This is a genomic window from Deefgea sp. CFH1-16, assembly GCF_016881365.1.
Taxonomy (GTDB): Bacteria; Pseudomonadota; Gammaproteobacteria; order Burkholderiales; family Chitinibacteraceae; genus Deefgea.
In genome coordinates, this window is sequence record NZ_WLYT01000001.1 from 514656 (window position 1) to 537183 (window position 22528).

Sequence of the window (22528 nt, forward strand, 5' to 3'; positions counted from 1 at the left end):
CGATTGAACGCTTAGCACGAGCGCTTATTTTTCGCCTTTTGCATCAGCATCTGTTGGCCACAAAATAATCGCCGCCATCGACAAAGCAATGCCAATCATCGACTCGCTAAAGCGCAATATAGAATTTAAATAAGGATTAATCGTCGGATTCAAACTGGCCATGACCATGGTGATACACACGGTAATCGATGCTAAACGGGCATTGTCTGGAATATTGAGCATTTCACACAATAAAACCGTCGCAAAAATTGTCGCCCCCATGCCTAACCAACTAAAAGGGAAAAACTGAAAGTACAGCGCACTCATGCTGGCCCCAATCAAGGTGCCTAAAGTGCGCATCCACGCCGATTCAATCGTGGCTTTTTGCGTCGCCTGCAACACCACTATCGATGAAATCGCCGCCCACAAACCACCAATACCTGCCGATTCACCCTGAAAAAACTGGGTAAAATGCACCCCAAAATAAAATGACAGTACAGAAACAATCGCAACCTGTAGCGAAAACATGCAAAGATCGGCGTCGAATCATCGTGCACTCCTTAACTATTTGGTCTGCAAACGCAATCACTTCAGTGCTCGTGCAAATGTTTTATAACAAGGTTTCATGGCAAGGTATGAAAGCCATAGTCAGAATATCGAGTAGGGCAAAGCGCGACTACGATGCAAGAAAACGCTGACTTAATCACTTAACTCTTGTAACTCAGTACTTCAACGGGCAAACCCAGTTGTAATGCGCCGCCTTGCACCACCCGCGCATTTTGGCCAAACACCACTGCAGCGCCTATTTTTCTAAACTTAGCCAAACTACGCAGCGGTTCTGAATCTTTGGTGCGCTCAGCGGTATCAGGGTCGAGGGTCGTCATCAAACAACGTTCACACGCTTCGGCTAATTCAATCTCCACCTCGCCAATACGAATCCGCTGCCAAGTATCCTCAGCAAATGGCGCGCTATTGGCAATGACCAAATTCGGCCGAAAACGCAGCATCGCCAACTCACGACCAATGCGTGCATTCAGCGCTTGTAAAGAGCCTTCACCAATGATTAATAAGGGATAGGTGTCGACAAAGCTAATCGCCACATCCGAATGATTTTTTAAGCGCCGGTGTGGCTCTAATCCCAGCCACATCAGATGTACGGTTTGATTTAAATACGCTGACAACCATGCATCAGCATCGAGTGCTCCGCGCCGTGCTAAAAACTCGGTTTCCCAAACATCCGCCTGATGCAATTCATTAAACTGTGCTAGCGCGACAAATAAATCGGCCATGCCCGGCGCTTTTAACCACAGACCATCGGGCGTGACCTCAGTACCAATCAATAAAATACGTGGCTCAGTGCGCGCGGTGATTTGCACGCCAGCCGAATTGGCAATCATCCATTCTCGATCTTGTGGCAAGCCGCGCACCTCGAGCTGGCTCTGGCTCAGTGCTTGAGCACGGCATGATTTAAGAGGGTAGCGGTATAAAGCAGAAAGCAACATGGTCATGGCGAAATTCCAACAGCCGTTTTTGGATCAGAATAAGTCGCAGTGTACCAATATCGCGGGGCAATGGCGCGCTGCTCTTGGAACTTAATCAGCTCGCCGACAGTAAATTGTAATGATCCAGACTGATCCGTTCGCAATAGCCTCGCCCCAGCTGCGGCATAGCGCTGCAGTACATCGGGATGGGGATGGCGAAATTGATTCATAAACCCCGCTGAAAATACCGCGTATTGCGGTTGCAGAGCCTGAATAAATGCATCCGATGAGGCGCTTTTACTGCCGTGATGTGGCGCAATCACGATCTCGGTGCTGGCTAAACCTGCCGCGAGCAGCTCCCCTTCTTCAAGACGGCTAATATCCGCCGGAATTAAGGCGCTATGCCAGCGATTATGAATTCGCAGCACACAACCGCGGGCATTGTCATTGTTAGCGGCATAATTGGGGTGCAGCCATAACACCTCAAAATCAACGCCATCCCAGCGCCAACGCTGCCCAGTTTGGCAACGCTGCTTGGCCACTTTACTACTTAAAATCGGCAAATCTTCTGGCAAACTATGCAAAATCAAACCCATAGGAAAAGCCAAACGATCTCCCTGCCCCAGCAAAATCGGCGCGCCGCCAATATGATCGTTGTCATTATGCGAGAGCAATAAAGTATCCAGCCGAGTGACGCCAGCCTGACGCAACACCGGCAAAATCACGCGTTCGGCATTGGCCTCACGTCCGGTATCAAACAGTAAAGCGTGTTGCCGCGTTTGCACCAATACACTCAAGCCTTGATCGACGTCGAGCACCTGTAATTTAAACTGCCCAACCTCCAACTTAGGCAGCGGCATAAAAAACAAGGGCAGTAGCATCAGCCACCCTAGCCAGCGTGCAGGAATACCTCTGGGTAATAGCAGCAAAGCCACACCCAGCATCGCCACTGGCAATATACCCATGGGAGGAGAGCTGATTTCTAGCGCCGGCGCCGGCCACGGCCAAGTCAAAATCCATTGCAATCCGCGATCTAAGATTGGCAAACAAACCCTCAGCCCAGCGCAACAGCGTTCCCGTTGGGTCGAGCAAACCCAATAAAGCCAAAGGCGTAATCAAGACACTCACCAAAGGAATCGCCAAAGCATTGGCTAGTGGCGACAGCAGCGGCACCTGCCCAAATACCAGCACCAAAATCGGTAACGACGCCAACGTTGCCGCCCACTGCGTACTTAGCCACAAACGCCACGCCGGTTCGCGGCCAATGCGATTGGCGCCCATCCAAATCAAATACGCAACCGCCAAAAACGACAGCCAAAAACCAACCGAGAGCACGGCAAAAGGATCAAACAGCACCACCACCGCCAAAGCGCTAGCCCAAATGGCGCTGATTGCCATCGGCCTAGCTCGCCACAAGCAACAGGCGCCGACCAAAAGCATTAACACCGTGCGCTGCGTTGGCACACTCATCCCCGCCAACACGCTATACATCAACGCGATCAATACGCCGGCGATTAAGGCCGCACGCTGCGCGGCCAGCCTTTGCGTTAAATACGCACTACGCCGCCAGCCAAACAGCACTAATGCCATGCCCATCGCCGCCAACATCGTAATGTGTAAACCCGAAATACTGATTAAATGCGTAATGCCCGTCAGGGCAAATCGTTGCCACTGTGGCTTGGGAATCCCAGCTTGATCGCCAATGGTGAGCGCAATAATCACCCCTTGATACGGTGCATCCTGTAAAGCGTGCTCAATGCGTTGGCGTAGCGCGGCGCGAATTCGCAGCACTGCCGCTTGCGCCGAAAAACCCGGCAAACGCTCGGCCGACTTCATGCTGGCAATCGCAGCAATATTTTGCTGTAAAAACCACGCTTCTAAATCAAAGCCTGCTGAATTCACCACGCCATGAATTGGCTTGAGTTTGAGCTGCAAGCGCCACCGCTCGCCAGCGCCAAAAGGCCCGCCTTTGGCGTTCACTTGAATGCGATCAACTGCCCACGCTCGCTTGGGATCGGCATCCGGCGTAAAAATAAAGCGCGGCCCATAGCGCGATTCTTGCGGTAAATCGGCAATAAAACCCGACATCCACAGCGTTTGACCGACTAAATCGACTGGAATACGCTGCGCCATCCGAATTTTCGCCCGCCATGTGGCCCAAGCAAAACCCAAACTGAACGCCACAACTATCAGCACCAGCCATTGCAGAGCGCGGCTTTGATTAAAGCGCCTCAGACAAAACCATAGCCCCAGCGCTAAGCAAGACATCGCCAGCGGCCAAGTAACCGCAGGCAAAGTCGCTTGCCATTGCAGCGTAATCACGCCAAGCACCCAAGCAAAAATAAATAATAAATAGCGACTTAACATCCATCTAGCTTAGGCAATCGAGTGCTGACTAGCCCAAGAAATCACCTTGCACGAATCATTCACAATGTTAAACTCATGCGCATGAAAAATTTCGATGCCGATATCATTATCGTGGGTGGTGGTTTAGTCGGTGCCGCTTTGGCGCTGGCCCTCAAAAAAACCTCGCTCTCGGTCATCTTGCTCGAAGGCCGTGCGCCTTGCCTAGATTTTGATCTCTCCACGTGGGACCAAAGAGTCTATGCCATTAGCCGCGCTAGTCGTCAGCTCTTAACGCAGATTGGTGCTTGGCAACGCATTCGCCCAGAACGTTTATCGCCGATTTGCTCGATGAAAATCCGCGGTGACGCCGTGGATGCCCTGTTGGAATTTAACGCCCTAGAAAGCGGCGTTGACGAGCTGGCCTTTATCGTTGAAAACCGTGAATTACAGCGCGCGCTTTGGTTGGCACTGGCTGACTGCAGCCATGTTGACATCATCACTCCCGCCAGCGCGCAAGCGCTATCGGTCGATCTGGATGCTGCTACGCTCACCTTGGCCGATCAACGCCAATTACGCGCACGTTTAGTCGTTGGCGCCGATGGGGCGCAGTCTTGGGTTCGCGGGCAAGCGGGGATTCAAGCCAGCACCAAACCCTATGCACAATTTGGCGTTGTCGCCAATTTCGCCATTGAAAAACCGCACTACGGCTGTGCCCAACAATGGTTTAAAACCGACGGAATTTTGGCGTGGCTGCCGCTCGCCGAGCAAAAAATGTCGATGGTTTGGTCGTGCGATGCCGAGCTGAAAGATGAGTTACTCAATTTAAGCCCCAGCCAACTGACAGCCAAAGTCGTTCAAGCCGGCAATGCTTCACTGGGCGAACTCACTTTAATTACCCCACCCGCTGCGTTTGAGCTAAAACTCAATCAGATTGAGCACTGCGTCAAACCGCGTTTAGCTTTGGTTGGCGATGCGGCACATACGGTGCACCCTTTAGCTGGGCAAGGCGTTAATTTAGGTTTTGGTGACGTTGCCGAACTGGCTGACTTATTAACAAAAACGCATCCGGAACGAATCGGCGATTATTTAGTCCTAAGGCGCTATGAGCGCGCCCGCCGCGAGCCGGTACGATTAATGCAATCCGTTTGTGATGGATTGCAGCAGCTCTTTAATAATCACCATCCCGTTTTAATGCGTTTACGCAATTTTGGGCTGGGCTTTACCAATGCTTTACCATGGCTAAAACGGCAATTAATTCGCCACGCAATGGATTCATAAAACCGCTGATCGCTGCTGCTGTTGCTAGCACACTTACCAGATTGAAGGAAAACACATGAAACACCTGACCCGCACCCTCATTGCCGCCGGCATGATCGCGCTCACTGCATGCAGTGCACAAGCGGACGCGCCTCCGAAAGACTTGAAAGCCAATTTGGCTAAAAAAATTGGCCAGCCGGTTGATTCTGTACGTGAAACGCCGATCAAAGGCTTGTATGAAGTCGTTTTAAACAAGCGCCATATTGTGTATTCCGATGCCAAAGGTGAATTTGTCGTCGTTGGCGATATGGTCAATGTAGCGACTAAAAAAAGCCTGACCGAAGCGCGTATGGCCGAACTCAATAAAGTGGACTTCGCCAAATTGCCACTGGCTGACGCCATCAAAGAAGTGCGCGGCAACGGTAGCCGTAAATTAGTGGTGTTCTCTGATCCAGATTGCCCATTTTGCAAACGCCTTGAAACGCAAAGTTTGGCAGGCATCGAAAACATCACGATTTACACTTTCTTGATGCCACTGGCTGGCTTGCACCCAGATGCAGCGCGTAAATCAGAGCTCATCTGGTGTAGTGTAGTGAAAAACCCACAAAAAGCATGGAGCGAATTCATGCACAACGGCAATCTGCCTACCGGCGGCAAAACCACCTGCGACAACCCAATCGCACGCAGTGTTAAACTCGGCGAATCACTCGGCATCAACGGCACGCCAGCGTTGATTTTTGCGGATGGCCAAATCGTTTCGGGTGCAATTCCAAAAGACGAAATCGAAAAAATCCTCGCTACACAAAAATAAACACCACGCTCAATTCGCTGGCAAACAAGCCTCGTTTTTCCAAATGGAAGGGCGGGGCTTTTTATTTGGCTCACCACTCAAAATCTTCGTAATTAATTCATTCCAAACCTAGCTTTAGCTAAATTCGACAAAACAATTTCACCTATCCTTCTTGAAGATTACTACTTATAGTGGACTGTCGATTGTATCGAGATTTCAGTCATGCACATGCTATTTTCACCGGCGATTGCCTTGGTTTCAAAATTACGCTTTGCGCAAAAATTCATGCTGATTGCCTGCATTTTGGCGATTCCAACATTATTTATGCTGAATCGAATTGTGGTGAATTTTAATAACGAACTCAGCACAATTGAAAACGAACGCGTTGGTTTACAGTACGCCAATGCAATGCGCGATGTCGTCAATCAATTGCAGCGCCATCGCGGGCTAACTACCGCTTTTTTGCAAAGAAAAAACCGACTTTGCACCGGCAATTACCGAGTCAGAACAAAAGCTTAAAACCGCGATTGATCAAGTTAAAACACAAGTCGACGCTGCGCCGCTCACCAACGTTGTTGAAAAATGGCAAAAACTAGAAACCGCAATCACCCCTTTAATCACACAATGGCAGCAATCAAAGAATAACTTCCAGCAACACAGTCTTGTGATTGCACAAAGCCTCTCCTTATTAGGCGATGTCGCACATCACTCGGGACTATCGTTAGACCCAGAAAGTGACAGCTACTATCTGCAAGATATTTACTTTGCTGACTTAATACCTGCCGCAGAAACCTTAGCTAAAGCACGTGGTATCGGCACTCGACTGGCCACCGAAAAAACCGCTACGCCCGAAGAGGCGATTCAAATAAGTACGCTCGCGCTTTTAGCACAACAGGCTGCAGAGCACATCAATAGCAAACTAGATCGCACCTCGGTTGAACAACTAAAAGCAGTCGGAAAAAAATCGGGAGAACAACTCAATCAAAATGCCCAATACCTTCAAAGCCAGTTTGCGAGCACCACGATTAATGTCGATCCCGCCGCCCATTTTGCACAACTCAGTAGCACTATCGACGCACTCAATCAATTCTCTGTTCAAGTGATTGCCGAAATAGAAACTGCGTTAACAATGAGAGAAAATCGAATTCTGGGTCACGCGCAATTTTATTCTTAGCCTTGCGCTTATCATGCTGGGTTTAGGTGCCTATTTATTGGTGGGGGCATATTTCTCAATCCATGGCTCGGTCAATCAATTACGTTTAGAAGCACAATTACTCGCCAATGGTGACTTAAGCCGCACGATTCATCTCAATATCAAAGATGAACTCGCTGATGTCGGCGAAAGCTTTAATATTATGGCGCTCAGCTTACGGCATTTAATCGGCCAAATTCGTCAAAACGCCAATGCCGTTTCAAACTCAGCAGATCGACTCAATCAAAACTCAGACCAAGTGGTGCAAGCCTCGCACCACCAAGCCAGTGCATCCAGTGAAATGGCCGCGGCCATGGAACAAATGAGCGTGAGCATCGCCACCGTTTCAGAACATGCCGCCTCATCAGAGCAGCAAGCGCAAGCGGCGCAAAAAGATGTACAGCAAGGGCAAACGCTGATGCAATCGGTGTTGCACGAAATCAGTGAGCTCTCCGATAACCTGCAAGATTTAGGCGGCAAAGTCGACAATATGCAAGTGCACTCCACTGAAATTGGCAGCATCGTGCAAGTCATTAAAGAAATCGCCGATCAAACCAATTTATTGGCGCTCAATGCCGCCATTGAAGCCGCCCGTGCCGGAGAGCAAGGCCGAGGGTTTGCCGTGGTAGCCGATGAAGTTCGCAAATTAGCCGAGCGCACTAGCGCATCAACCACCGAAATCACCAAACTTGTTACCACCATTCGTCAAGACACCGATGAAGCGGTCAAAGGCATGGTCATCGCTCGCGAAGAAATGGCGCGCGGTAGCGAACGCGTGAGCGATGCCAGCAAGGCGCTCAGCAATATCAATAGCAGCAGCCGCGAAGAACTGAATGCCATTGCTGAAATCAACACGGCCATGGCCGAACAAAAACTAGCCAGCCACGCCATCGCACAAAGTGTCGAAAAGATTGCCCGTTTGGCCGAAGACAATAGCCTGAGTGCCGATGCCAATGCAGATTTATCACTCGACCTGAAACGCAGCGCCACCCAATTAGATCAGCTCGTTACCCAGTTCAAGCTTTAAAAATCGATCTCGCAACACACTCCTTACCCGAGCGGCTACGATTAATTTTTAGCCAGAAACGCCAGCTGCGTCGCCAAAAATGCGTCGCGATGCGATAAAAACGGCGCGTGTGCGGCACCTTGATGAATGTCTAACGTCACATCACTCAATTGACTGGCCAGCCAATGCGCCACCGCCACTGGCGTTAAGGTATCGCGATCACCGTATTGCAGCAGCACAGGGCAATCAATTTGGCGCATTTGCGCGCGTAAATCGGTATCGCGCAATATCGCCAAGCCCTCACTCAGCGCAGTTAAACTCGGCTCACCGTGCTTGAATAAATCAGCCAATAATTCCTTGGTCACCGCGCGCGCGCTAGCGTCGCCCATTGCTTGCAAACTAATAAAGCGTTTCAGTGTACCTTGCCAATCTTGCTGCAATTGCTCGGCAAATTGCGCCAATATACCGTGGCTGGCATCGCGCTGGCCCAATCGGCTTGCTGCATAAAAACACGGACTGGATGCAATGAGGCTCAAAGACTTCACTTTTTGCGGCTGACTAATCGCCCAAGCGGCCGCCACCGCGCCGCCCAAAGACCAGCCGATCACTTGCACCGGCCAAGGAAACGCCGCATCCACCGCCGCCACCATCGCTGACAAACTTAATGGCCCTTCGGCAGGCGACGCACCATGGCCGGGTAAATCGACTAAATGCACGCAATACTCTTGCGCCAAAGCATCCGCAATCGAATTCCATACCGTGCTATTCATTGCCCAACCATGCAACAAAACCACATCAGGCCCTTGGCCCCGCGTTTCAATCCACATTCATTTATTCCCAGTCAATCGATTTAGGGCTGACATATCCCCATTATTTCAACGTGCTCAGATCTAGTGTTGATGCTATGCCGCACTCGTTGGTACGGGGCTTAAAACCCGTCCAAGCGCACCGAGTGAGTCAGAGACAAACAGCTTTATCGTTTGGCTCACGATCGATCAAGGGCACAGCGGAGCTGGGCGAGATCAAAATCGCCTTTCTTTCCCCCTCTTTCTTTGACGAGTCAAAGAAAGAGGGGGGAAAGAAAGAGGGTTCGCCACTGACTGCGACTGTAAATCACCGTACCGCAGGCACTTAAAACCATCAACATGTCATCCGAACAGCACTTATATCGTTTGGTATCTATATGCAGTGTTTTAATTTTATAGCCTGCAATCATATACCCACCCAACACCTCATTGCTTATGTAAATATTGCGCCAGCGCTTGCTGCTGCTGCGGGTTTAAACGCTCGCCAGCTAAGCATTGCGTGTGTTGCCCTAAAACTTGATACAGCACGCGATGCTGGCTGGGCAAAACCGCCAAGTGCTGGGCGACGGTGGCACTATCTCCACGCACAATCGGCCCCGTCAATGCCGCAGCAGGCCCAATGGCGACGATATTATTTAAAGTTTGCTGCATCAAAGCCCAACACCAAGCGCTGCGCCATCTCCGGCGCGATACCCGCTTGATTGGCCGTTTGCAGCGATACTTCAGCCAAAGTCACCAAATAATTGGCAGCCATCGTTAGCGCGGCGTGATACGCCGTTTTACCGCCAGCTTGCAGTGCAAATGGCACGCCGCCCACAGCACTGACCCACGCTTGCAAACGCGCACACGCCACAGCGTCGCCTTCAATCGCGCACAGCGTGCCAGCAAAAGTCGCCACGGCTCGCGCGGGATCGGCAAAAGAAAACGCCGGATGCACACTCGCTAGCTGAGCGCCTTGCGCGCGGAGTGGCGCCAGCTGTTGCGCATCTAAGGCGCCGCTAGCATGAAATACCACATTCCCTGCAGCAACTACGCCTGCCTGAGCCAGCTCGCTCGCCACCGCAGCAATGGCTGAATCGGGCACGGCAAGCAACCATAAATCAGCGGCGGGCAAAGCCGATAGCGTAGCTACCACCTGCCCTGCGCCGATAAAATCCAGCGCCTTGTGCGCCGCTGGCGTTCGCGCCAATACGCCAGCAATCTGATATTGCCCCGATAATTGCGCCAAGCGGGCCATCGATTGCCCCAAGCGGCCAGGGCCGATGAGATTGAGTTTGAGTTTGAGCATAAAAACGCCTTAATCCTTAATCGATTACGCCTGCAGCGCTTGAACCCGCCGCTGGCGTTAAATCGGCCGCAGGCAATGCCGACAAAATCAGCAACAACTGCTCACACAATGCCGCCACTTCATCCTGCGTATGCGCGGCACTGAGCACCACCCGCAAACGCGGCGTGGCCACCGTCGGTGGGCGAATTGCCGCCACCCAAAATCCAGCGGCAAATAAAGCCGCAGACACTTGCACCGCAATTTCACTGCTGGGCAAAATAATCGGCTGAATCGCCGTTTTTGATGGCAATAAAGTGCAAGCACTCGCCAAACGTTGGCGGAAATACGCAATATGCTGCTGCAAGCACTCACGCCGTGCCACATCGTGCTCAATCAAATCCAAGCTGGCATGCATCGCCGCAGCAATTAGTGGCGGCGCAGCCGTGGTATAGATATACGGCTTGGCAGTATTGACCAGATAATCAATCACCACCTGCTCTGCAGCAATATACGCCCCGGCAACGCCCGCAGCCTTACCCAACGTCGCCATATAAATAATCCGTGGCGACGATAAACCCAGCTCAGCCAAAGTGCCACGCCCATTGCCTAATACCCCAAAGCCATGCGCGTCATCGACATAAAGTAGCGCGTCGTATTGCTCGGCCAATTTCAGCATTTCGGCCAGCGGCGCAATATCGCCATCCATACTAAATACCGCGTCGACCACAATCATTTTGCGTGCAGCTTTGGATGCGGCCAGTTGCCGCGCCAAGGCTGGCAGATCGCCATGCGCAAAACGTTTTACGTCGGCACGCGACAACACCATCGCATCATTGAGCGAAGCGTGATTGAGCTTATCGGCAAAAATCGCATCGCCACGCGACATCAATCCGGTAATCACCGCCAAATTGGCCATATAACCAGTCGACAAGGTGATCGCCGCCGGTTTATTCGCCCACGCCGCCAAGCGCTCTTCCAGCTGCTGCTCCACCGCAAAATGCCCGGCCACCAAATGCGAAGCACCACTGCCGACGCCCCAACGCGCCGCGCCTGCTTGGGCTGCAGCAATCAATTGCGGGTGGTTAGCCAAGCCTAGATAATCATTACTGCAAAAATTACACAACACTCGATCTGCCACAGTGACGTGTGCGCCTTGTGGCGAAGCCAGCACCCGGCGCGATCGATAGAGATGCGCTGATTTTCGCTCGGCGAGTTCGTCTGCTAGTTGTGAAAACCAGTGCAACTGCGACATAGCAGGTCCTTTTGTATCGAAGTGAGCATTCTAAATGATTTAGATTTGAAATTCTCTTTACATCCAGCCTCTATATTTCTGACTAAAATGGAAACAACCACGACAAATACAATTAAATTTTGCAAGAAAAAAGAGTTACACAATGATGCCTTTGGCAAAATCTTGCGTATTGTCATCATTGACACAAGCCAAAAACCCCTTTTACACGTTATCATTCGCCATTGAAAAATTTTACTCATCATTGAGCTGGCCTTAAAACCAGCTTAAGAATGGAACGATCTAATGAAGCGTGTTGATGATTTTCGTCTGAAATTTGGTAAAGAAGAGTATGTGCCGATTATGATCGGTGGCATGGGGGTAGACATTTCCACAGCCGACTTAGCACTAGAAGCTTGCCGTCTTGGCGGTATCGGGCATATCTCCGATGCGATGATTAATACGGTCACCGATCGTCGCTACAACACAAAATACGTCAAAGACAAACTCAAGCAATACAAGTTCAATGTCGCCAATAGCGACAAAGCCGTGGTGCAATTCGATTTAGAACAGCTGGCCAACGCCACCCGTTTACACGTTGAAGCCACCATGGCGCGTAAGCAAGGCAATGGCATGATCTTCATCAACTGTATGGAAAAAGTTGACGATGAACGGCCCAAAAGAAACCTTGCGCGTGCGGATGAATGCTGCGCTTGATGCCGGCATCGACGGCATCACCTTAGCCGCCGGTTTGCATTTAGGCTCTTTTGCGCTGATTGAAAACCATCCGCGCTTTCATACTGCCAAGCTCGGGATTATTGTTTCCTCAGTGCGTGCCCTGCAATTGTTTATCAAAAAATCGGCCCGTACGGGCCGTTTACCCGATTTTGTCGTCGTTGAAGGCCCATTAGCTGGCGGCCATTTGGGCTTTGGCATGGATTGGGCTGATTTTAAGCTGGAAGACATCGTGGCCGACGTGCTCGCTTGGGTGCAAAAAGAAGGCTACGAGAATATGCCGGTGATTCCAGCCGGTGGTATTTTCACTGGTTCTGATGCCGTCAAATTCTTAGAAATGGGCGCAGGTGGCGTACAAGTCGCAACGCGCTTTACCGTGACCAAAGAATGTGGCTTGCCAGACGATGTGAAGCAAGAATACTTTAAAGCCGATGAAGACCTGATCGAAGTGAATCAGATTTCACCCACCGGCTACCCAATGCGGATGTTGAAAAACACACCCCGCCATTGGCTCTGGTATTCGCCCCAATTGTGAAGCGTATGGGTATTTGCTCGATGCCAGCGGCAACTGCTCTTACATTCAGGCGTATAACAAAGTGATCGAAGAAAATCCGAACGCGAAAAAGATTTCTGAAATTCACGTTTACGAAAAAACTTGCTTGTGCACGCACATGCGTAATTTTGATTGTTGGACTTGCGGCCACTACACTTACCGCCTCAAAGACACCACCAATCGCCTTGCCGATGGTCGTTATCAATTGCTCACTGCTGAGCACGTGTTTAAAGACTATCAATTTAGTACCGACAACCAAGTGGCTCTGCCCGAATTGGATGAAGCTGCGGTCTAAGTTAAGCAGCAAGCACAAAAAAACCGCCCTTTTTGATGGCGGTTTTTTTATTCCAATCGATGACTCGTTTGCGCTTAAGCCGCCGCCCATTGCAAATCAGCCGCCAATAACGGCGCCAGCGAAGCTAAATCTTCGGCGCATAACGGTAAGCGCAATACATTACTGGCAATGCGCTGCTGATAATGCATTAAAGCTTTGGTCGGAATCGGGCTTGGTGCGACAAATAAGCTCTCCGCCGTCTCGCGCAATACCGCACCAATGGCCTCGCCGGCCAAGCCTTTAGCCACAATATCGGCCACTTGCTGCGGCCAAACATTACTCGCCACCGAGACTAAACCGGCCGCACCCAATAAGGCATGCTCGGCAAACCACACGTCGTCACCCGAGTACCAGGCAATTTGCGGAAACGCTGATTTAAGTTCCGCAAAGCGCAGTGGATTGCCGCCAGACTCTTTCACCGCCCAGAAATTCGGATGCCCAATTAAAGCGGCAATCGCCGCTTCGGCCAAAGCCACGCCCGAGCGCGATGGAATGTTATATAACATACACGGTTTGCTCACCGCATCGAGTAAGGCTTAAACCAACGCTGCTGACCTTGCGCGCCGGGTTTGGCATAAATCGGCGTGACCAATAAATACGCCGACACCGGCTGCGTTTCGCAAAAGGCCAACCAATCTAATTGGCTGGCCAAATCCAAACCACCCACGCCCACCATCAGCGGCACATTCAGTTGCAAACGACAGGCATGCTCGATAATCGCTTGGCGCTCGGCCAAACTTAAATTCGCGCCTTCGCCGGTTGAGCCCAGCAAAGTAATGCCATTGCCGGCAGTAGCTTGCTCGTACAATAAACGCGTTAACGCCGCAAAATCCACGCAGCCATCGGCTTGCATCGGCGTAATCAGTGCGGTCCAAAGTGGGGTCTGGGTAACAGTCATGGTGATCTCCAATAAAAGACGCTTGGAGAGAGGAAAAGTGCGGCAATGATGCGCTGGCAACACGCCAGCTGACAATGAAATCATCACCAAGAGCACTCCAGTAATCGATGATTACTGACAGTTCAGAGGATTCAGCCTCTGTAACCAGCAATCGGAGATTCAAGTCCCCCATCGCTTCGGCCTTGCTCCCCCTAATACCACCGATGGTGCTGCATGGTTCAATTGGGGGAAGCCAACTGCGCCTAGCGCACACAGAGCTTGATCTCTGCGGTAGTACGACCTGGGCAAGGCGCCTCTCTTGTCGTTCAAGAACTGCTATTGCAACTGAAGCCGGTCTGATTGTCAACCACCTGACAGCCATCACAGTCGCCTTTTTAAGCTCAATCAGCAATACTGCAGCTTATGAGCTCATTTTCGCCACTACCGCATCCGATTCGTGCCGATTTATTCAATCAATTGGCCGTGCTTGAGCGCGCCGGCTTGCCGACAGCGCAGGCTTTTGCCAGCCTGAATCTAGCGCCGCGCTATCAGCCGCAGTTAGCCGCGATGCGTAAAGCCTTGGCGCGCGGCAAAAGCATTGCCCAAGCGGGCGTGCAGGCGGGACTATTTAATCCACTGGACGCAGCACTCATCGCAGCATCTTGCCATGCCGGCAGCCCTGCCCTGCTGTATCACCGCCTAGCCGAGCAATCGGCGCTGATTGCCCGCTTAACCAAGCAAGTTCGCGCCAAATTAGCCATGCCCGCCCTCACCCTATTACTGGCGCTACTGATTAATCCACTACCCGCATTGATAATGGGATCGCTCAGTTTATCGAGCTATGCTCTGGGGATTATTACGCCGCTGCTCTTAATTTACTTGATGTATCGGCTTGGAAGATTGGTACTGCAATCGTTTGAGCGCAATACCTCAGCAACACTGGTAAAAGCCCTGCTGCAAACGCCGCTATTGGGCGCTTGGTATTTACGCAGCAAGCAACATGATTTTATCGCCAGTTTGGCGCTGCTGCTGCACGCTGGCGTGTCGATGTTTACTGCCATACCCATTGCCCAATCGACGCTGAACTGCGCGTATTTGCAACAGCAAACTCAGCCATTATTACGGCAATTAAAGCGCGGCCAAACACTCACCGCCGCTTTCAGCGCCGTGCCATGGTTGGCCGATCCGCACTTAGTGGCGATGGTGCAAACGGGCGAAGCCAGCGGTACATTGCCGGAAATGCTGCAACGCGTTGCCAATCAACAAAGCGCCGATCTAGCGCACAGCGCCACGCAAATGGCCGCCTGGTTGCCGCGCCTCATTTATGTACTGATCGCCGGCTGGATGGCGTGGGGTATTTTGACCAGCGGCGCATTCATGCCGCAAGTGCCGGCTGATTTATAATTGCTTTGAGTTTAAAGCTGCAGCTTTTGTATTATTGCTGCTGCGCGCCTCAAACTAGGACTTAACACCATCGGCGGTAACGCTAAAGTAAGCGCAAGGCGTAATACACCGCCATGCCCAGCACAATCCCCAGCATGAGTTTTTTGCTACGCCACACGATCAAGCCGGTCGCAATACATCCGCCCAATTGTGGGCTCAATGCTTGCCAATGTCCTTGGGACATAAAAATTTCTGGGGTAATAATCGCCGTTAATACCGCCACTGGCACATAGCTTGCCGCTTGGCGTAACACCGGCGGAAAGCGCTCGCCCACGCCGGGGAGAAAAAAAACACACCCGCAAACCATAAGTCACCAAGGCCATGCCAAGCAGCAAGCCGATTGTAGTCAGTATATCCATCAAGCCTTTTCCTTAAATAGCATTGCCGCCCATACCCCAAGCAACACCGCCAACAATAGGCCTAATTTATACGGCAAGCCATGCGCCAATAGCGCCGTCGTCCCAGCCACCACCGCACATAGCACTTGTGCGCGCGACACCAGCAACGGCACCACAATGCCGATAAAAGTCGCCACCATTGCAAATTCAAGTCCCCAATGCTGCAACTGCGGAATGTTGTTGCCCAGCACAATACCGATGCCGGTAAATACAACCCACGTGCTGAAATTGACCAAACCCGAGCCCAGCATCACCGAATCAAGTGGCAGCATTTTGCGGCTGGCCGCGCTTTGCACCACGGCAAAAGTTTCGTCGGTTAAAAAAAACGCCAGCAGCGCGCGCCGCCAAAATGGCAGATGGGCAAACGGCAGCTGCAAGGTGGCGCTATACAAGGCATGGCGCAAATTAATAATCAGCGTGGTAAAAATAATCACCGGCAGCGCTGCGCCGACAGCCAGTAAGCTGAGCGCCAAAAACTGGCTGGATCCGGCGTAGACCAATACCGACATCGCCATGGTTGCCCATGGCGATAAACCTGCGGGCCCCGCCAAAGTACCAAAAATGAGCGCAAACGGGGCCACGCCCATTTGTAAAGGTAGGGTATCGAGCACACCGACTTTGAAAGCTGGATTTAAATTTTGCATTGCAACATATTATGACAGTTCAATATTACTGACAACCGCCATCAGCCAAGCCCAAGCGCTAAAACCGCCGATTACGCGCCAGCGTGCACCTCGCCAATCGCGTTTAGATATAAAAACGCCCCATTCACAGCAATGGGGCGCGGGCCAAATCCAAGCCAATAACGATCAGCTAAATGGTTTGGCGTTTAAACTTCGGCGCAAGCTTTTAAGTAAAGTAAAATCCGCATCGTCTTGCGTGATTTCCCAAATCATCACCCCACCGAGTTTTTTGTCTTTAACGAATTTGACCTTCTCAGCCAAAGAAGTCGGGTCGTCAAAGGTGATCAGCTCTTTTTTAGCGGCATGGTAAAGATACGGCGTCTGCCCTGACTCAGCATTGCGATGCACTTGCCAGCCTTGACTTGGCAACTGCGCCGCCTGCAATTGACCCCACGTCATCACGCCAACTTCCGCCTGATCGTTCAAACCCGGGCCCGACATACTTTGTGCCAAACCATCACCATTTGGCCCTGCGGCAACATTGCCTAAACCACGGGCATAAAACGGCACGCCGAGCACCAATTGCGACGGCTTAGCGCCTTGCGCCAAATAATATTCAATGGCTTTGCTGCTGGAGAAAACCCCACCATCTGGGTCGCCCGGCACCGCATGCAAGCTCGCTTGCAAGGTGGCGGTTTTACTCCAGCCGCCTGCGCGATCATAGGCCATTAAAAACACCCAATCGAGCATCGGCAACGCCGCTTTTAAGTCATACCCTTGCATCACCCAACCGCCATTATTGCCCGGGGTGGCAACGCTTAACACATAGGTTTTTTTATCTTTTTTACCCGCCGCGTCTAAGCCTTGGCGCAAATCACGAATTAAACTCACCCAGTTTTGCGCATCTGCGGGTGATGCGTCTTTGGCATAGTCGCCCCCCGTCACCGGATGCTCCCAATCCAAATCCAAACCGCTGCATTGGTAATCGCGCATAATGCCAATCGCCGATTGCACCAGTTTTTCGCGCCCCGCTTCGGTTTGCGCAGTTTTGGCGATATTGCGCGATCCGGTCCAGCCACCAATGGCCCACATACAGTTAAATTTGGGATTGACCTTTTTGGCTTTAACAAACTCAGCACGCCACAAATCAGCCCCAGCTTTAGCCGCTGGCGAAAGAAACGCTTTGCCATCGGCGTCCACTTCGATAAATGACAAAATGCCATAATCGAGCACCGGCAGTTGCTGGCCTGCTTGGCTCACTACTTTGGCATCACGCCAAGTCGGTAAATACGACACTAATTTTTCTGCGGCAAAACTTGGCGCAGTGAAAGCCAGCGCACTCAAAAATAACACCGATAATCTCATCATGATGCAGCTCGAAGGGGTTAATAAGGGGCATTACGATAGCGATACAGCAAACTCAGCTCAGAGCATACGGACTTCCTTACATGGATTAAATGTCCCAATCAACCGGCGATTTGTCTCAATCACACGGCAGACGCCCATATTCGCCCGAAATGCTTGCTCGTGAACAAATCCAGCGGCGCAATGCTGGCCCGACAGGCTAACGAGGCTTTTATGGCATAATGGCTCGGTTTTGATGAACCCCTTCTGTGCCCTATGCTGCATACCGCTTTTTGGCATACGCCCTTGGCCTTGGCGCCGTGGTCGTTGCGACCTTGGTTGAGCGAACGCGGCTCATTAACCCAACGTTTAATCGCGCATTTTCCGCAATTAACCGTGCGCGTTTTACAACAAGGCTTTCGCCGCCCACACCCAGATGAAACGCAAATTTTGCAGCTGCCAAGCGCCAGCCACGTCGCAACACGCGAAGTTTTACTGTGTAGCCAAGAGCGCCCCTTGGTATTTGCCCATAGCATTACCTGTCGACAGCACTTACAAGCCGGCTTTCATTTGTTTGAACGCTCCGGCAGCCGCCCTTTAGGCGCGCTGCTGTTTGCCGATCCGTGCATTCGTCGCTCGACATTGGCCTGGTGTAAGCTCAGCCCGCGCCATCCTTTATGGCAAAAAGCCCAAGCCGCCGTCGGCGGGCAAGCCGCGACTTTATGGGCGCGGCGCTCAGTGTTTTATTCTGGCGCGGCGCAGCTGTTGGTCACCGAAGTTTTTTTAAGTGATTTTCTTTTGCCTTCACCTTGCGAACCCATTTAATGCCAACGCCCCTTTTCAAACCGCAGCGCTGGTCGGCGTATATTCGTTTAGCCCGTATGGACAAACCCATCGGCACTTTATTACTGCTCTGGCCCACGCTCTGGGGCTTATGGATTGCCGCGCAAGGTCGGCCGGATTGGTCTTTGTTATTGATTTTTTGCCTTGGCACTTGGCTGATGCGCTCCAGTGGCTGTGTGATGAATGATTGGGCCGATCGTGATTTTGATGGCCATGTTGCGCGCACCCAAAATCGGCCTTTAGCCACTGGCGAGATTAAGCCCAAAGCCGCGCTGTATTTTGCCGCTGCCTTGGCGTTGCTGGCTTTATTGGTGGCGTTGCCGCTGAACCAGCTGGCGTTATTACTCACTATTCCTGCGGTATTTTTGGCGGGATCTTACCCTTTTACCAAGCGCTTTTTAGCCATCCCACAAGCGTATTTAGGCATTGCGTTTAGTTTTGGTATTCCAATGGCGTTTGCCGCCCAAACCGGCAGCGTGCCCTTGATTGCTTGGGCGCTGGTCGCAGCCAATCTACTCTGGACCGTGGCTTACGATACCGAATACGCCATGGTCGATAAGCCCGACGATCTAAAAATCGGCATCAAAACCTCAGCTATTACCTTTGGCCGCTTTGACGTGGCAGCGGTGATGCTGTGCTTTGGCGCATTTGTGCTGTGCATGTTGGGCATTGGTTATGCCACTGGCCGTGGGCTGATTTATTTTGCCGGTTTGGCCTTGGTGATGCTGGCCGTGATTGATCAGTATCGGCGGATTCGTGGCCGGCAGCGCGACGCCTGCTTTGCGGCTTTTTTGGCTAATAATCGCATCGGTGCACTGATTTTTGCCGCCTTAGTACTCGATTACGCTTGGCCGATTGCACTATGAACACCGCGCTGACCACAGCAGAGCAAGGCGGCTTAATGCGGCGGATTTCAGATTTAGAATCGGGTTCGGCGCGGCAATGGTATTGGCTAGAAATCGCGCAAAATTACCCGCACGGCACGGCAAGTAAAAAAGAAAAAATCCTTGGTATTGCCCTGCAGATATTTGGTATTAACGCCTGCCAAGCCATACTGCAAAGATTAGGTCTAACCGGCTTGGCGCTCTATCAAACTGCTAGCGATACTTTTTGGCGCTTGCTACAACACAAAACCAATGACGCCATCTTGATCATCGGCGGGGCATTGGCGCTGCTCATCGGCTTTAATCGCCTGCCTGCCAGCCAGCAATTGGCCGCATGGTGCTTGGCCATCGGCGGCGCATTTTGGCAAATAATTCGCATTTTTCGCAGCCCAGCAGCAGCGCCAAGCAGCGAAGCACTCGGCGCGGAAGACAGCTTAGGTTTGCAAGGACTGCTACTCACAGCGGGCGTCACGCCGGTGGTATCGAGCGCTTTAGTCAAAGGGCTGATTCAAGCGCCACAACAATTTTTAGCGCCGTTACTGGTCAACCTACCCGAACTCGCTCCCGCGAGCCAACCCAGCCGCGCGCAGCAATACTATTGCAGTGCGCTACCGTGGTTGCTCATTGGCACCACCAGTAGCGCCATCATCGGCGCATTGCCGCCGATTTGGGGCGGCATTACTGTGTTATTGCTGCTACTACTGTTGGCCTACGGCATTCACCGCAGCGCCAAACCATTGGCGTTGTTGGCAATCAGTTGGCTCACTTGTGGGCTATTGGCGCAACTTACGCACTGGATTTAAGCATGTCGCACACCCCCATTTTGTATTCATTTCGCCGCTGCCCCTACGCGATGCGCGCCCGTTGGGCCATTTGGCATACGCAACTTCGCGTTGAAATCCGTGAAGTGGTATTGCGAGAGAAACCAACTGAACTGTGGGCGGTGTCGCCCAAAGGCACGGTGCCGGTGCTATGTCTACCGGATGGCCAAGTGATCACGGAGAGCTTAGAGATTATGCTGTGGGCGCTGGGCCAAGATGCTTGGCATCCCAGCGATTTGGCTGTGCAGCAAATGGCTTTAATCTTGCAGCACGACATCGAATTTAAGCCCTTGCTCGACGCCTACAAATACCCCGAGCGGCATCTGGCATTGAGCCACCAGCAGCATCAAGACAATGCCATGTATTGGCTTGAAGCTAATATCTGCAATAGGCTAGCAGCACATACCTATTTGATCGACGCGGAGTTTCGCCTTAGCGATGCCGCCATTGCGCCGTTTATTCGGCAATTTGCAGCAGTTGCTCCAGATTGGTTTTTACAGCATGCCAATCCACTGCTACAGCAATGGCTCGCGCGCGTATTGCAGGACGATTTTTTTGACGCTGGTATGCAAAAATATCCGCGCTGGCAAGCGGGTGATGCCCCACGCTATTTTCCGACTGAGGTATAAACGCGCCATTGGACTAAGCGCAGCGCCTATTTCGGCCATGCCAAGTATTGATTTTTATACATTTCTGGTTTGGCAATATACGCAGTTGGATCAGTAGTCGCAGCACCAGCGGCACCGAGCGCTGCCCCCGTCGCCACAGAGCGATTAAGCGCAATCGGCGGCTTACACGAATTGGGGTTGCTGCGCCGATATAAAGCCGCTGCCAGCATGCCTTCGTTGATATCGCCCAAAGGCCGGCTAAAATCATCATTGGCGATGCATTGCGGCGCAAACCCTTCGGTAAAATCACTAAACCCTTTGGCATTACTGCCAATAAATTCAATCGGAAAATAAGAAATCCCGCAATTGGATTGACCAATAAAGCCGTACGGTTTGCCACAGGTGGTTTTACCAATGATTTGCACATCAACATCAATCCCGCGCAAACCATTAATGATTGCTTCACTGGCTGAACAGGTATTTTCTGTGGCTAAAATAAAAACCTGTTTTAAATTCAAATTGGGCAATAACTGCCCCGCCATTCCCGATTGTGTGGATTGTGCCGTGGCATAAAATGGGATGACATTTGACGCCGTTTGCGCGGGGCGTTGATCACTAAATTGCAAACGATCAAACACCCGATTTTGAATTTGATTCGGCCCGGCAATCATATACGCCAATTCACTGGCAATATATAAATAACCGCCACTGTTATAGCGTAAATCTAAAATTAATGATTGAACATTATTGTTTTTAAATAAATTAATCGCATCAATTAATGGTTTTTCGGCGCTGCTGATATGCGAATTAAACACCAAATACCCCACTGGCCCACTGGCGGTATTGATAATCTGTGCCGTCAATACCGGCATGGTTTTAGTGCTATCGGCTACAACATTAAAACTCAATACACTCGCGCCGCGCTGAAACACCATATTATGTGAGCTCGCGGCTTTGGGATATAGCGCAGCATTCACCGCCGCTTGATTGCTGGCCGTACCATCAGCAGGCAGACCATCAATGGTTTTTAATTGGTCCCCCCGTAACACCCCAACTAACGCCGCTTGCGAGCCGGGTGACACATACGCCACTGTCATTTGCCATGGCGCGCTAGTGCGACTGTAATGCCATTCGATACCATAATTTAAAACGGCACCGCTTTCTAAAAAACCTAGCCAATCACGCGTTAACGCCGTGAAACTAAATTGATCTTTTTTTGCACCCGACGCAGTTAAATTGGGCGATTTAAGCGCCTCGAAATAATTATCCAGCGATGCATAAGGATTGGCTTCTTGGCTAAATTGCGCCAACGCCGGATTCACATTCGGTATTTCTAGATACCATAAATATTTTTCCTGCATATTGGCTTTCAACCATGCTTTTTCGTCATTCAAAGTGCCGGTGGTACTAAAAGCGGTATCGTCAAACCGATAGGGATTATTAGGGGAGCATTTTTGCGCAATTGCCGTACCCGGAGTGGGCGTTGGGCTCGGTGTAGTCGATGTTGAACCACCACCGCCACCGCCACCGCCACCGCCGCCACAAGCAGTGAGCAAGAAAATCAGCCCGCAAAGCACAAACCCACTATTAAATTTCATTTGGCTTTCACCGATGGAAATACATACTCCATGCTAGTGGGCAAGCGACAAAAAACAAGCGACGTCAGCGTTTAAATCCCCCTCGGGTCTGTTGACGTATGGTTTGCCTGCCGCG

At 51.4% G+C, this 22528-nt stretch carries 27 protein-coding genes and 1 riboswitch; of the genes, 13 read left to right on the forward strand and 14 right to left on the reverse strand.

The genetic code is table 11. The features are described 5' to 3' along the window. Positions 1-24: 24 nt before the first annotated feature. The 4 genes from GKO28_RS02695 to GKO28_RS02710 all read right to left on the reverse strand — a co-directional run bounded on the left by GKO28_RS02695 (position 25) and on the right by GKO28_RS02710 (position 3827). Positions 25-507: an aromatic acid exporter family protein gene (locus tag GKO28_RS02695; RefSeq protein ID WP_182075268.1), complete on the reverse strand. Its 483-nt coding sequence runs from the start codon at positions 505-507 to the stop codon at positions 25-27. Positions 508-686: 179 nt separating this feature from the next. Then, positions 687-1487 carry an MOSC domain-containing protein gene (locus GKO28_RS02700; protein WP_182075269.1) on the reverse strand — a complete coding sequence of 267 codons (801 nt, stop codon included), beginning with the start codon at positions 1485-1487 and terminating at the stop codon, positions 687-689. Beyond that, positions 1484-2341 (reverse strand): ComEC/Rec2 family competence protein, encoded by an 858-nt coding sequence (locus tag GKO28_RS02705; RefSeq protein WP_182075270.1) that lies wholly within the window; start codon positions 2339-2341, stop codon positions 1484-1486. The genes GKO28_RS02700 and GKO28_RS02705 overlap by 4 nt, the downstream gene beginning before the upstream one ends. After that, positions 2307-3827: a ComEC/Rec2 family competence protein gene (locus tag GKO28_RS02710; RefSeq protein WP_182075271.1), complete on the reverse strand. Its 1521-nt coding sequence runs from the start codon at positions 3825-3827 to the stop codon at positions 2307-2309. The genes GKO28_RS02705 and GKO28_RS02710 overlap by 35 nt, the downstream gene beginning before the upstream one ends. A gap of 75 nt (positions 3828-3902) precedes the next feature. On the opposite strand from GKO28_RS02710, the gene GKO28_RS02715 reads away from it, so the two are divergent. The 5 genes from GKO28_RS02715 (at position 3903) to GKO28_RS02735 (ending at position 8072) form a co-directional block, all read left to right on the forward strand. Further along, on the forward strand, positions 3903-5084 hold the full coding sequence (locus GKO28_RS02715; RefSeq protein ID WP_182075272.1) for a UbiH/UbiF family hydroxylase: 1182 nt from the start codon (positions 3903-3905) through the stop codon (positions 5082-5084). 55 nt (positions 5085-5139) lie between these two features. After that, positions 5140-5874 carry a DsbC family protein gene (locus GKO28_RS02720; RefSeq protein WP_182075273.1) on the forward strand — a complete coding sequence of 245 codons (735 nt, stop codon included), beginning with the start codon at positions 5140-5142 and terminating at the stop codon, positions 5872-5874. 201 nt (positions 5875-6075) lie between these two features. Next, positions 6076-6372: a hypothetical protein gene (locus tag GKO28_RS02725; RefSeq protein WP_182075274.1), complete on the forward strand. Its 297-nt coding sequence runs from the start codon at positions 6076-6078 to the stop codon at positions 6370-6372. Between the two features lie 145 nt (positions 6373-6517). Continuing rightward, positions 6518-7027 (forward strand): hypothetical protein, encoded by a 510-nt coding sequence (locus GKO28_RS02730; RefSeq protein ID WP_182075275.1) that lies wholly within the window; start codon positions 6518-6520, stop codon positions 7025-7027. Positions 7028-7040: 13 nt separating this feature from the next. Continuing rightward, positions 7041-8072: a methyl-accepting chemotaxis protein gene (locus GKO28_RS02735; protein WP_182075276.1), complete on the forward strand. Its 1032-nt coding sequence runs from the start codon at positions 7041-7043 to the stop codon at positions 8070-8072. Positions 8073-8113: 41 nt separating this feature from the next. Here the strand turns inward: GKO28_RS02735 and bioH are convergent, their stop codons facing one another. From bioH to bioF, 4 genes are all read right to left on the reverse strand, one after another. Further along, entirely contained in the window at positions 8114-8878 is a 765-nt protein-coding gene (gene bioH, locus GKO28_RS02740; RefSeq protein WP_182075277.1) for a pimeloyl-ACP methyl ester esterase BioH, read from the reverse strand. A 405-nt stretch (positions 8879-9283) separates the two neighbouring features. Next, on the reverse strand, positions 9284-9508 hold the full coding sequence (locus GKO28_RS19070; RefSeq protein WP_247646302.1) for a DUF2520 domain-containing protein: 225 nt from the start codon (positions 9506-9508) through the stop codon (positions 9284-9286). Further along, complete coding sequence (locus GKO28_RS02745; RefSeq protein ID WP_247646304.1) at positions 9489-10145, reverse strand: Rossmann-like and DUF2520 domain-containing protein; 657 nt, start codon at positions 10143-10145, stop codon at positions 9489-9491. The genes GKO28_RS19070 and GKO28_RS02745 overlap by 20 nt, the downstream gene beginning before the upstream one ends. Positions 10146-10161: 16 nt before the next feature. Continuing rightward, a complete protein-coding gene (bioF, locus tag GKO28_RS02750; RefSeq protein WP_182075278.1) occupies positions 10162-11376 on the reverse strand; it encodes an 8-amino-7-oxononanoate synthase in 1215 nt (404 codons plus the stop codon). A 282-nt stretch (positions 11377-11658) separates the two neighbouring features. Here bioF and GKO28_RS19075 point away from each other — a divergent pair, with 282 nt between their 5' ends. The 3 genes from GKO28_RS19075 to GKO28_RS19085 all read left to right on the forward strand — a co-directional run bounded on the left by GKO28_RS19075 (position 11659) and on the right by GKO28_RS19085 (position 12935). Continuing rightward, positions 11659-12069 carry a hypothetical protein gene (locus GKO28_RS19075; protein WP_247646306.1) on the forward strand — a complete coding sequence of 137 codons (411 nt, stop codon included), beginning with the start codon at positions 11659-11661 and terminating at the stop codon, positions 12067-12069. After that, positions 12020-12622, forward strand: coding sequence for a nitronate monooxygenase (locus tag GKO28_RS19080; protein WP_247646308.1), 603 nt, complete (start codon positions 12020-12022; stop codon positions 12620-12622). The genes GKO28_RS19075 and GKO28_RS19080 overlap by 50 nt, the downstream gene beginning before the upstream one ends. 136 nt (positions 12623-12758) lie before the next feature. Beyond that, complete coding sequence (locus GKO28_RS19085; RefSeq protein ID WP_247646310.1) at positions 12759-12935, forward strand: hypothetical protein; 177 nt, start codon at positions 12759-12761, stop codon at positions 12933-12935. A gap of 74 nt (positions 12936-13009) precedes the next feature. Here the strand turns inward: GKO28_RS19085 and GKO28_RS20970 are convergent, their stop codons facing one another. Both GKO28_RS20970 and GKO28_RS20975 read right to left on the reverse strand, forming a co-directional pair. Beyond that, positions 13010-13480: a dihydrodipicolinate synthase family protein gene (locus GKO28_RS20970; protein ID WP_203563866.1), complete on the reverse strand. Its 471-nt coding sequence runs from the start codon at positions 13478-13480 to the stop codon at positions 13010-13012. A gap of 11 nt (positions 13481-13491) precedes the next feature. Continuing rightward, a complete protein-coding gene (locus tag GKO28_RS20975) occupies positions 13492-13872 on the reverse strand; it encodes a dihydrodipicolinate synthase family protein (protein ID WP_182075280.1) in 381 nt (126 codons plus the stop codon). An 82-nt stretch (positions 13873-13954) separates the two neighbouring features. Continuing rightward, a riboswitch (Lysine riboswitch) is annotated at positions 13955-14178 on the reverse strand. Between the two features lie 96 nt (positions 14179-14274). Between GKO28_RS20975 and GKO28_RS02770 the strand changes: the two genes are divergently transcribed. Then, positions 14275-15255 (forward strand): type II secretion system F family protein, encoded by a 981-nt coding sequence (locus GKO28_RS02770; protein WP_182075281.1) that lies wholly within the window; start codon positions 14275-14277, stop codon positions 15253-15255. Between the two features lie 82 nt (positions 15256-15337). On the opposite strand, the gene GKO28_RS02775 is transcribed toward GKO28_RS02770, so the two are convergent. The 3 genes from GKO28_RS02775 to GKO28_RS02785 all read right to left on the reverse strand — a co-directional run bounded on the left by GKO28_RS02775 (position 15338) and on the right by GKO28_RS02785 (position 17683). Beyond that, positions 15338-15601 carry an AzlD domain-containing protein gene (locus GKO28_RS02775; protein WP_182075282.1) on the reverse strand — a complete coding sequence of 88 codons (264 nt, stop codon included), beginning with the start codon at positions 15599-15601 and terminating at the stop codon, positions 15338-15340. Positions 15602-15652: 51 nt separating this feature from the next. Next, positions 15653-16336, reverse strand: coding sequence for an AzlC family ABC transporter permease (locus GKO28_RS02780; RefSeq protein ID WP_182075283.1), 684 nt, complete (start codon positions 16334-16336; stop codon positions 15653-15655). Between the two features lie 165 nt (positions 16337-16501). Continuing rightward, positions 16502-17683 carry a glycoside hydrolase family 18 protein gene (locus GKO28_RS02785; RefSeq protein WP_182075284.1) on the reverse strand — a complete coding sequence of 394 codons (1182 nt, stop codon included), beginning with the start codon at positions 17681-17683 and terminating at the stop codon, positions 16502-16504. A gap of 252 nt (positions 17684-17935) precedes the next feature. On the opposite strand from GKO28_RS02785, the gene GKO28_RS02790 reads away from it, so the two are divergent. Genes GKO28_RS02790 through GKO28_RS02805 form a run of 4 tightly spaced genes read left to right on the forward strand, consistent with a single transcriptional unit; the run spans position 17936 to position 20836 of the window. Beyond that, entirely contained in the window at positions 17936-18484 is a 549-nt protein-coding gene (locus tag GKO28_RS02790) for a chorismate lyase (RefSeq protein WP_173533543.1), read from the forward strand. Beyond that, entirely contained in the window at positions 18484-19368 is an 885-nt protein-coding gene (gene ubiA, locus GKO28_RS02795; RefSeq protein ID WP_182075285.1) for a 4-hydroxybenzoate octaprenyltransferase, read from the forward strand. The genes GKO28_RS02790 and ubiA overlap by 1 nt, the downstream gene beginning before the upstream one ends. Beyond that, positions 19365-20189, forward strand: coding sequence for a hypothetical protein (locus GKO28_RS02800; RefSeq protein WP_182075286.1), 825 nt, complete (start codon positions 19365-19367; stop codon positions 20187-20189). Before ubiA ends, GKO28_RS02800 begins: the two co-directional genes overlap by 4 nt. 2 nt (positions 20190-20191) lie before the next feature. Next, positions 20192-20836 (forward strand): glutathione S-transferase N-terminal domain-containing protein, encoded by a 645-nt coding sequence (locus GKO28_RS02805; RefSeq protein ID WP_182075287.1) that lies wholly within the window; start codon positions 20192-20194, stop codon positions 20834-20836. Positions 20837-20862: 26 nt separating this feature from the next. Here GKO28_RS02805 and GKO28_RS02810 read toward each other — a convergent pair whose 3' ends face one another. After that, positions 20863-22413 (reverse strand): S41 family peptidase, encoded by a 1551-nt coding sequence (locus GKO28_RS02810; protein WP_182075288.1) that lies wholly within the window; start codon positions 22411-22413, stop codon positions 20863-20865. Positions 22414-22528 lie beyond the last annotated feature (115 nt).

Excerpts from the sequence above, each read along its gene's own strand:
- bioF (WP_182075278.1), bottom strand. The coding sequence starts at position 11,376 with ATGTCGCAGTTGCACTGGTTTTCACAACTAGCAGACGAACTCGCCGAG.
- GKO28_RS02735 (WP_182075276.1), top strand. The coding sequence starts at position 7,041 with ATGCTGGGTTTAGGTGCCTATTTATTGGTGGGGGCATATTTCTCAATC.
- GKO28_RS20970 (WP_203563866.1), bottom strand. The coding sequence starts at position 13,480 with ATGTTATATAACATTCCATCGCGCTCGGGCGTGGCTTTGGCCGAAGCG.
- GKO28_RS02810 (WP_182075288.1), bottom strand. The coding sequence starts at position 22,413 with ATGAAATTTAATAGTGGGTTTGTGCTTTGCGGGCTGATTTTCTTGCTC.
- GKO28_RS02785 (WP_182075284.1), bottom strand. The coding sequence starts at position 17,683 with ATGATGAGATTATCGGTGTTATTTTTGAGTGCGCTGGCTTTCACTGCG.
- GKO28_RS20975 (WP_182075280.1), bottom strand. The coding sequence starts at position 13,872 with ATGACTGTTACCCAGACCCCACTTTGGACCGCACTGATTACGCCGATG.
- GKO28_RS02700 (WP_182075269.1), bottom strand. The coding sequence starts at position 1,487 with ATGACCATGTTGCTTTCTGCTTTATACCGCTACCCTCTTAAATCATGC.
- GKO28_RS02790 (WP_173533543.1), top strand. The coding sequence starts at position 17,936 with ATGCTGCATACCGCTTTTTGGCATACGCCCTTGGCCTTGGCGCCGTGG.
- bioH (WP_182075277.1), bottom strand. The coding sequence starts at position 8,878 with ATGTGGATTGAAACGCGGGGCCAAGGGCCTGATGTGGTTTTGTTGCAT.
- GKO28_RS19080 (WP_247646308.1), top strand. The coding sequence starts at position 12,020 with ATGAACGGCCCAAAAGAAACCTTGCGCGTGCGGATGAATGCTGCGCTT.
- GKO28_RS19075 (WP_247646306.1), top strand. The coding sequence starts at position 11,659 with ATGAAGCGTGTTGATGATTTTCGTCTGAAATTTGGTAAAGAAGAGTAT.
- GKO28_RS02800 (WP_182075286.1), top strand. The coding sequence starts at position 19,365 with ATGAACACCGCGCTGACCACAGCAGAGCAAGGCGGCTTAATGCGGCGG.
- ubiA (WP_182075285.1), top strand. The coding sequence starts at position 18,484 with ATGCCAACGCCCCTTTTCAAACCGCAGCGCTGGTCGGCGTATATTCGT.
- GKO28_RS02705 (WP_182075270.1), bottom strand. The coding sequence starts at position 2,341 with ATGCTACTGCCCTTGTTTTTTATGCCGCTGCCTAAGTTGGAGGTTGGG.
- GKO28_RS02725 (WP_182075274.1), top strand. The coding sequence starts at position 6,076 with ATGCACATGCTATTTTCACCGGCGATTGCCTTGGTTTCAAAATTACGC.
- GKO28_RS02695 (WP_182075268.1), bottom strand. The coding sequence starts at position 507 with ATGTTTTCGCTACAGGTTGCGATTGTTTCTGTACTGTCATTTTATTTT.
- GKO28_RS02710 (WP_182075271.1), bottom strand. The coding sequence starts at position 3,827 with ATGTTAAGTCGCTATTTATTATTTATTTTTGCTTGGGTGCTTGGCGTG.
- GKO28_RS02715 (WP_182075272.1), top strand. The coding sequence starts at position 3,903 with ATGCGCATGAAAAATTTCGATGCCGATATCATTATCGTGGGTGGTGGT.
- GKO28_RS02720 (WP_182075273.1), top strand. The coding sequence starts at position 5,140 with ATGAAACACCTGACCCGCACCCTCATTGCCGCCGGCATGATCGCGCTC.
- GKO28_RS02770 (WP_182075281.1), top strand. The coding sequence starts at position 14,275 with ATGAGCTCATTTTCGCCACTACCGCATCCGATTCGTGCCGATTTATTC.
- GKO28_RS02745 (WP_247646304.1), bottom strand. The coding sequence starts at position 10,145 with ATGCTCAAACTCAAACTCAATCTCATCGGCCCTGGCCGCTTGGGGCAA.
- GKO28_RS19070 (WP_247646302.1), bottom strand. The coding sequence starts at position 9,508 with ATGCAGCAAACTTTAAATAATATCGTCGCCATTGGGCCTGCTGCGGCA.
- GKO28_RS02775 (WP_182075282.1), bottom strand. The coding sequence starts at position 15,601 with ATGGTTTGCGGGTGTGTTTTTTTTCTCCCCGGCGTGGGCGAGCGCTTT.
- GKO28_RS02780 (WP_182075283.1), bottom strand. The coding sequence starts at position 16,336 with ATGCAAAATTTAAATCCAGCTTTCAAAGTCGGTGTGCTCGATACCCTA.
- GKO28_RS02805 (WP_182075287.1), top strand. The coding sequence starts at position 20,192 with ATGTCGCACACCCCCATTTTGTATTCATTTCGCCGCTGCCCCTACGCG.
- GKO28_RS19085 (WP_247646310.1), top strand. The coding sequence starts at position 12,759 with ATGCGTAATTTTGATTGTTGGACTTGCGGCCACTACACTTACCGCCTC.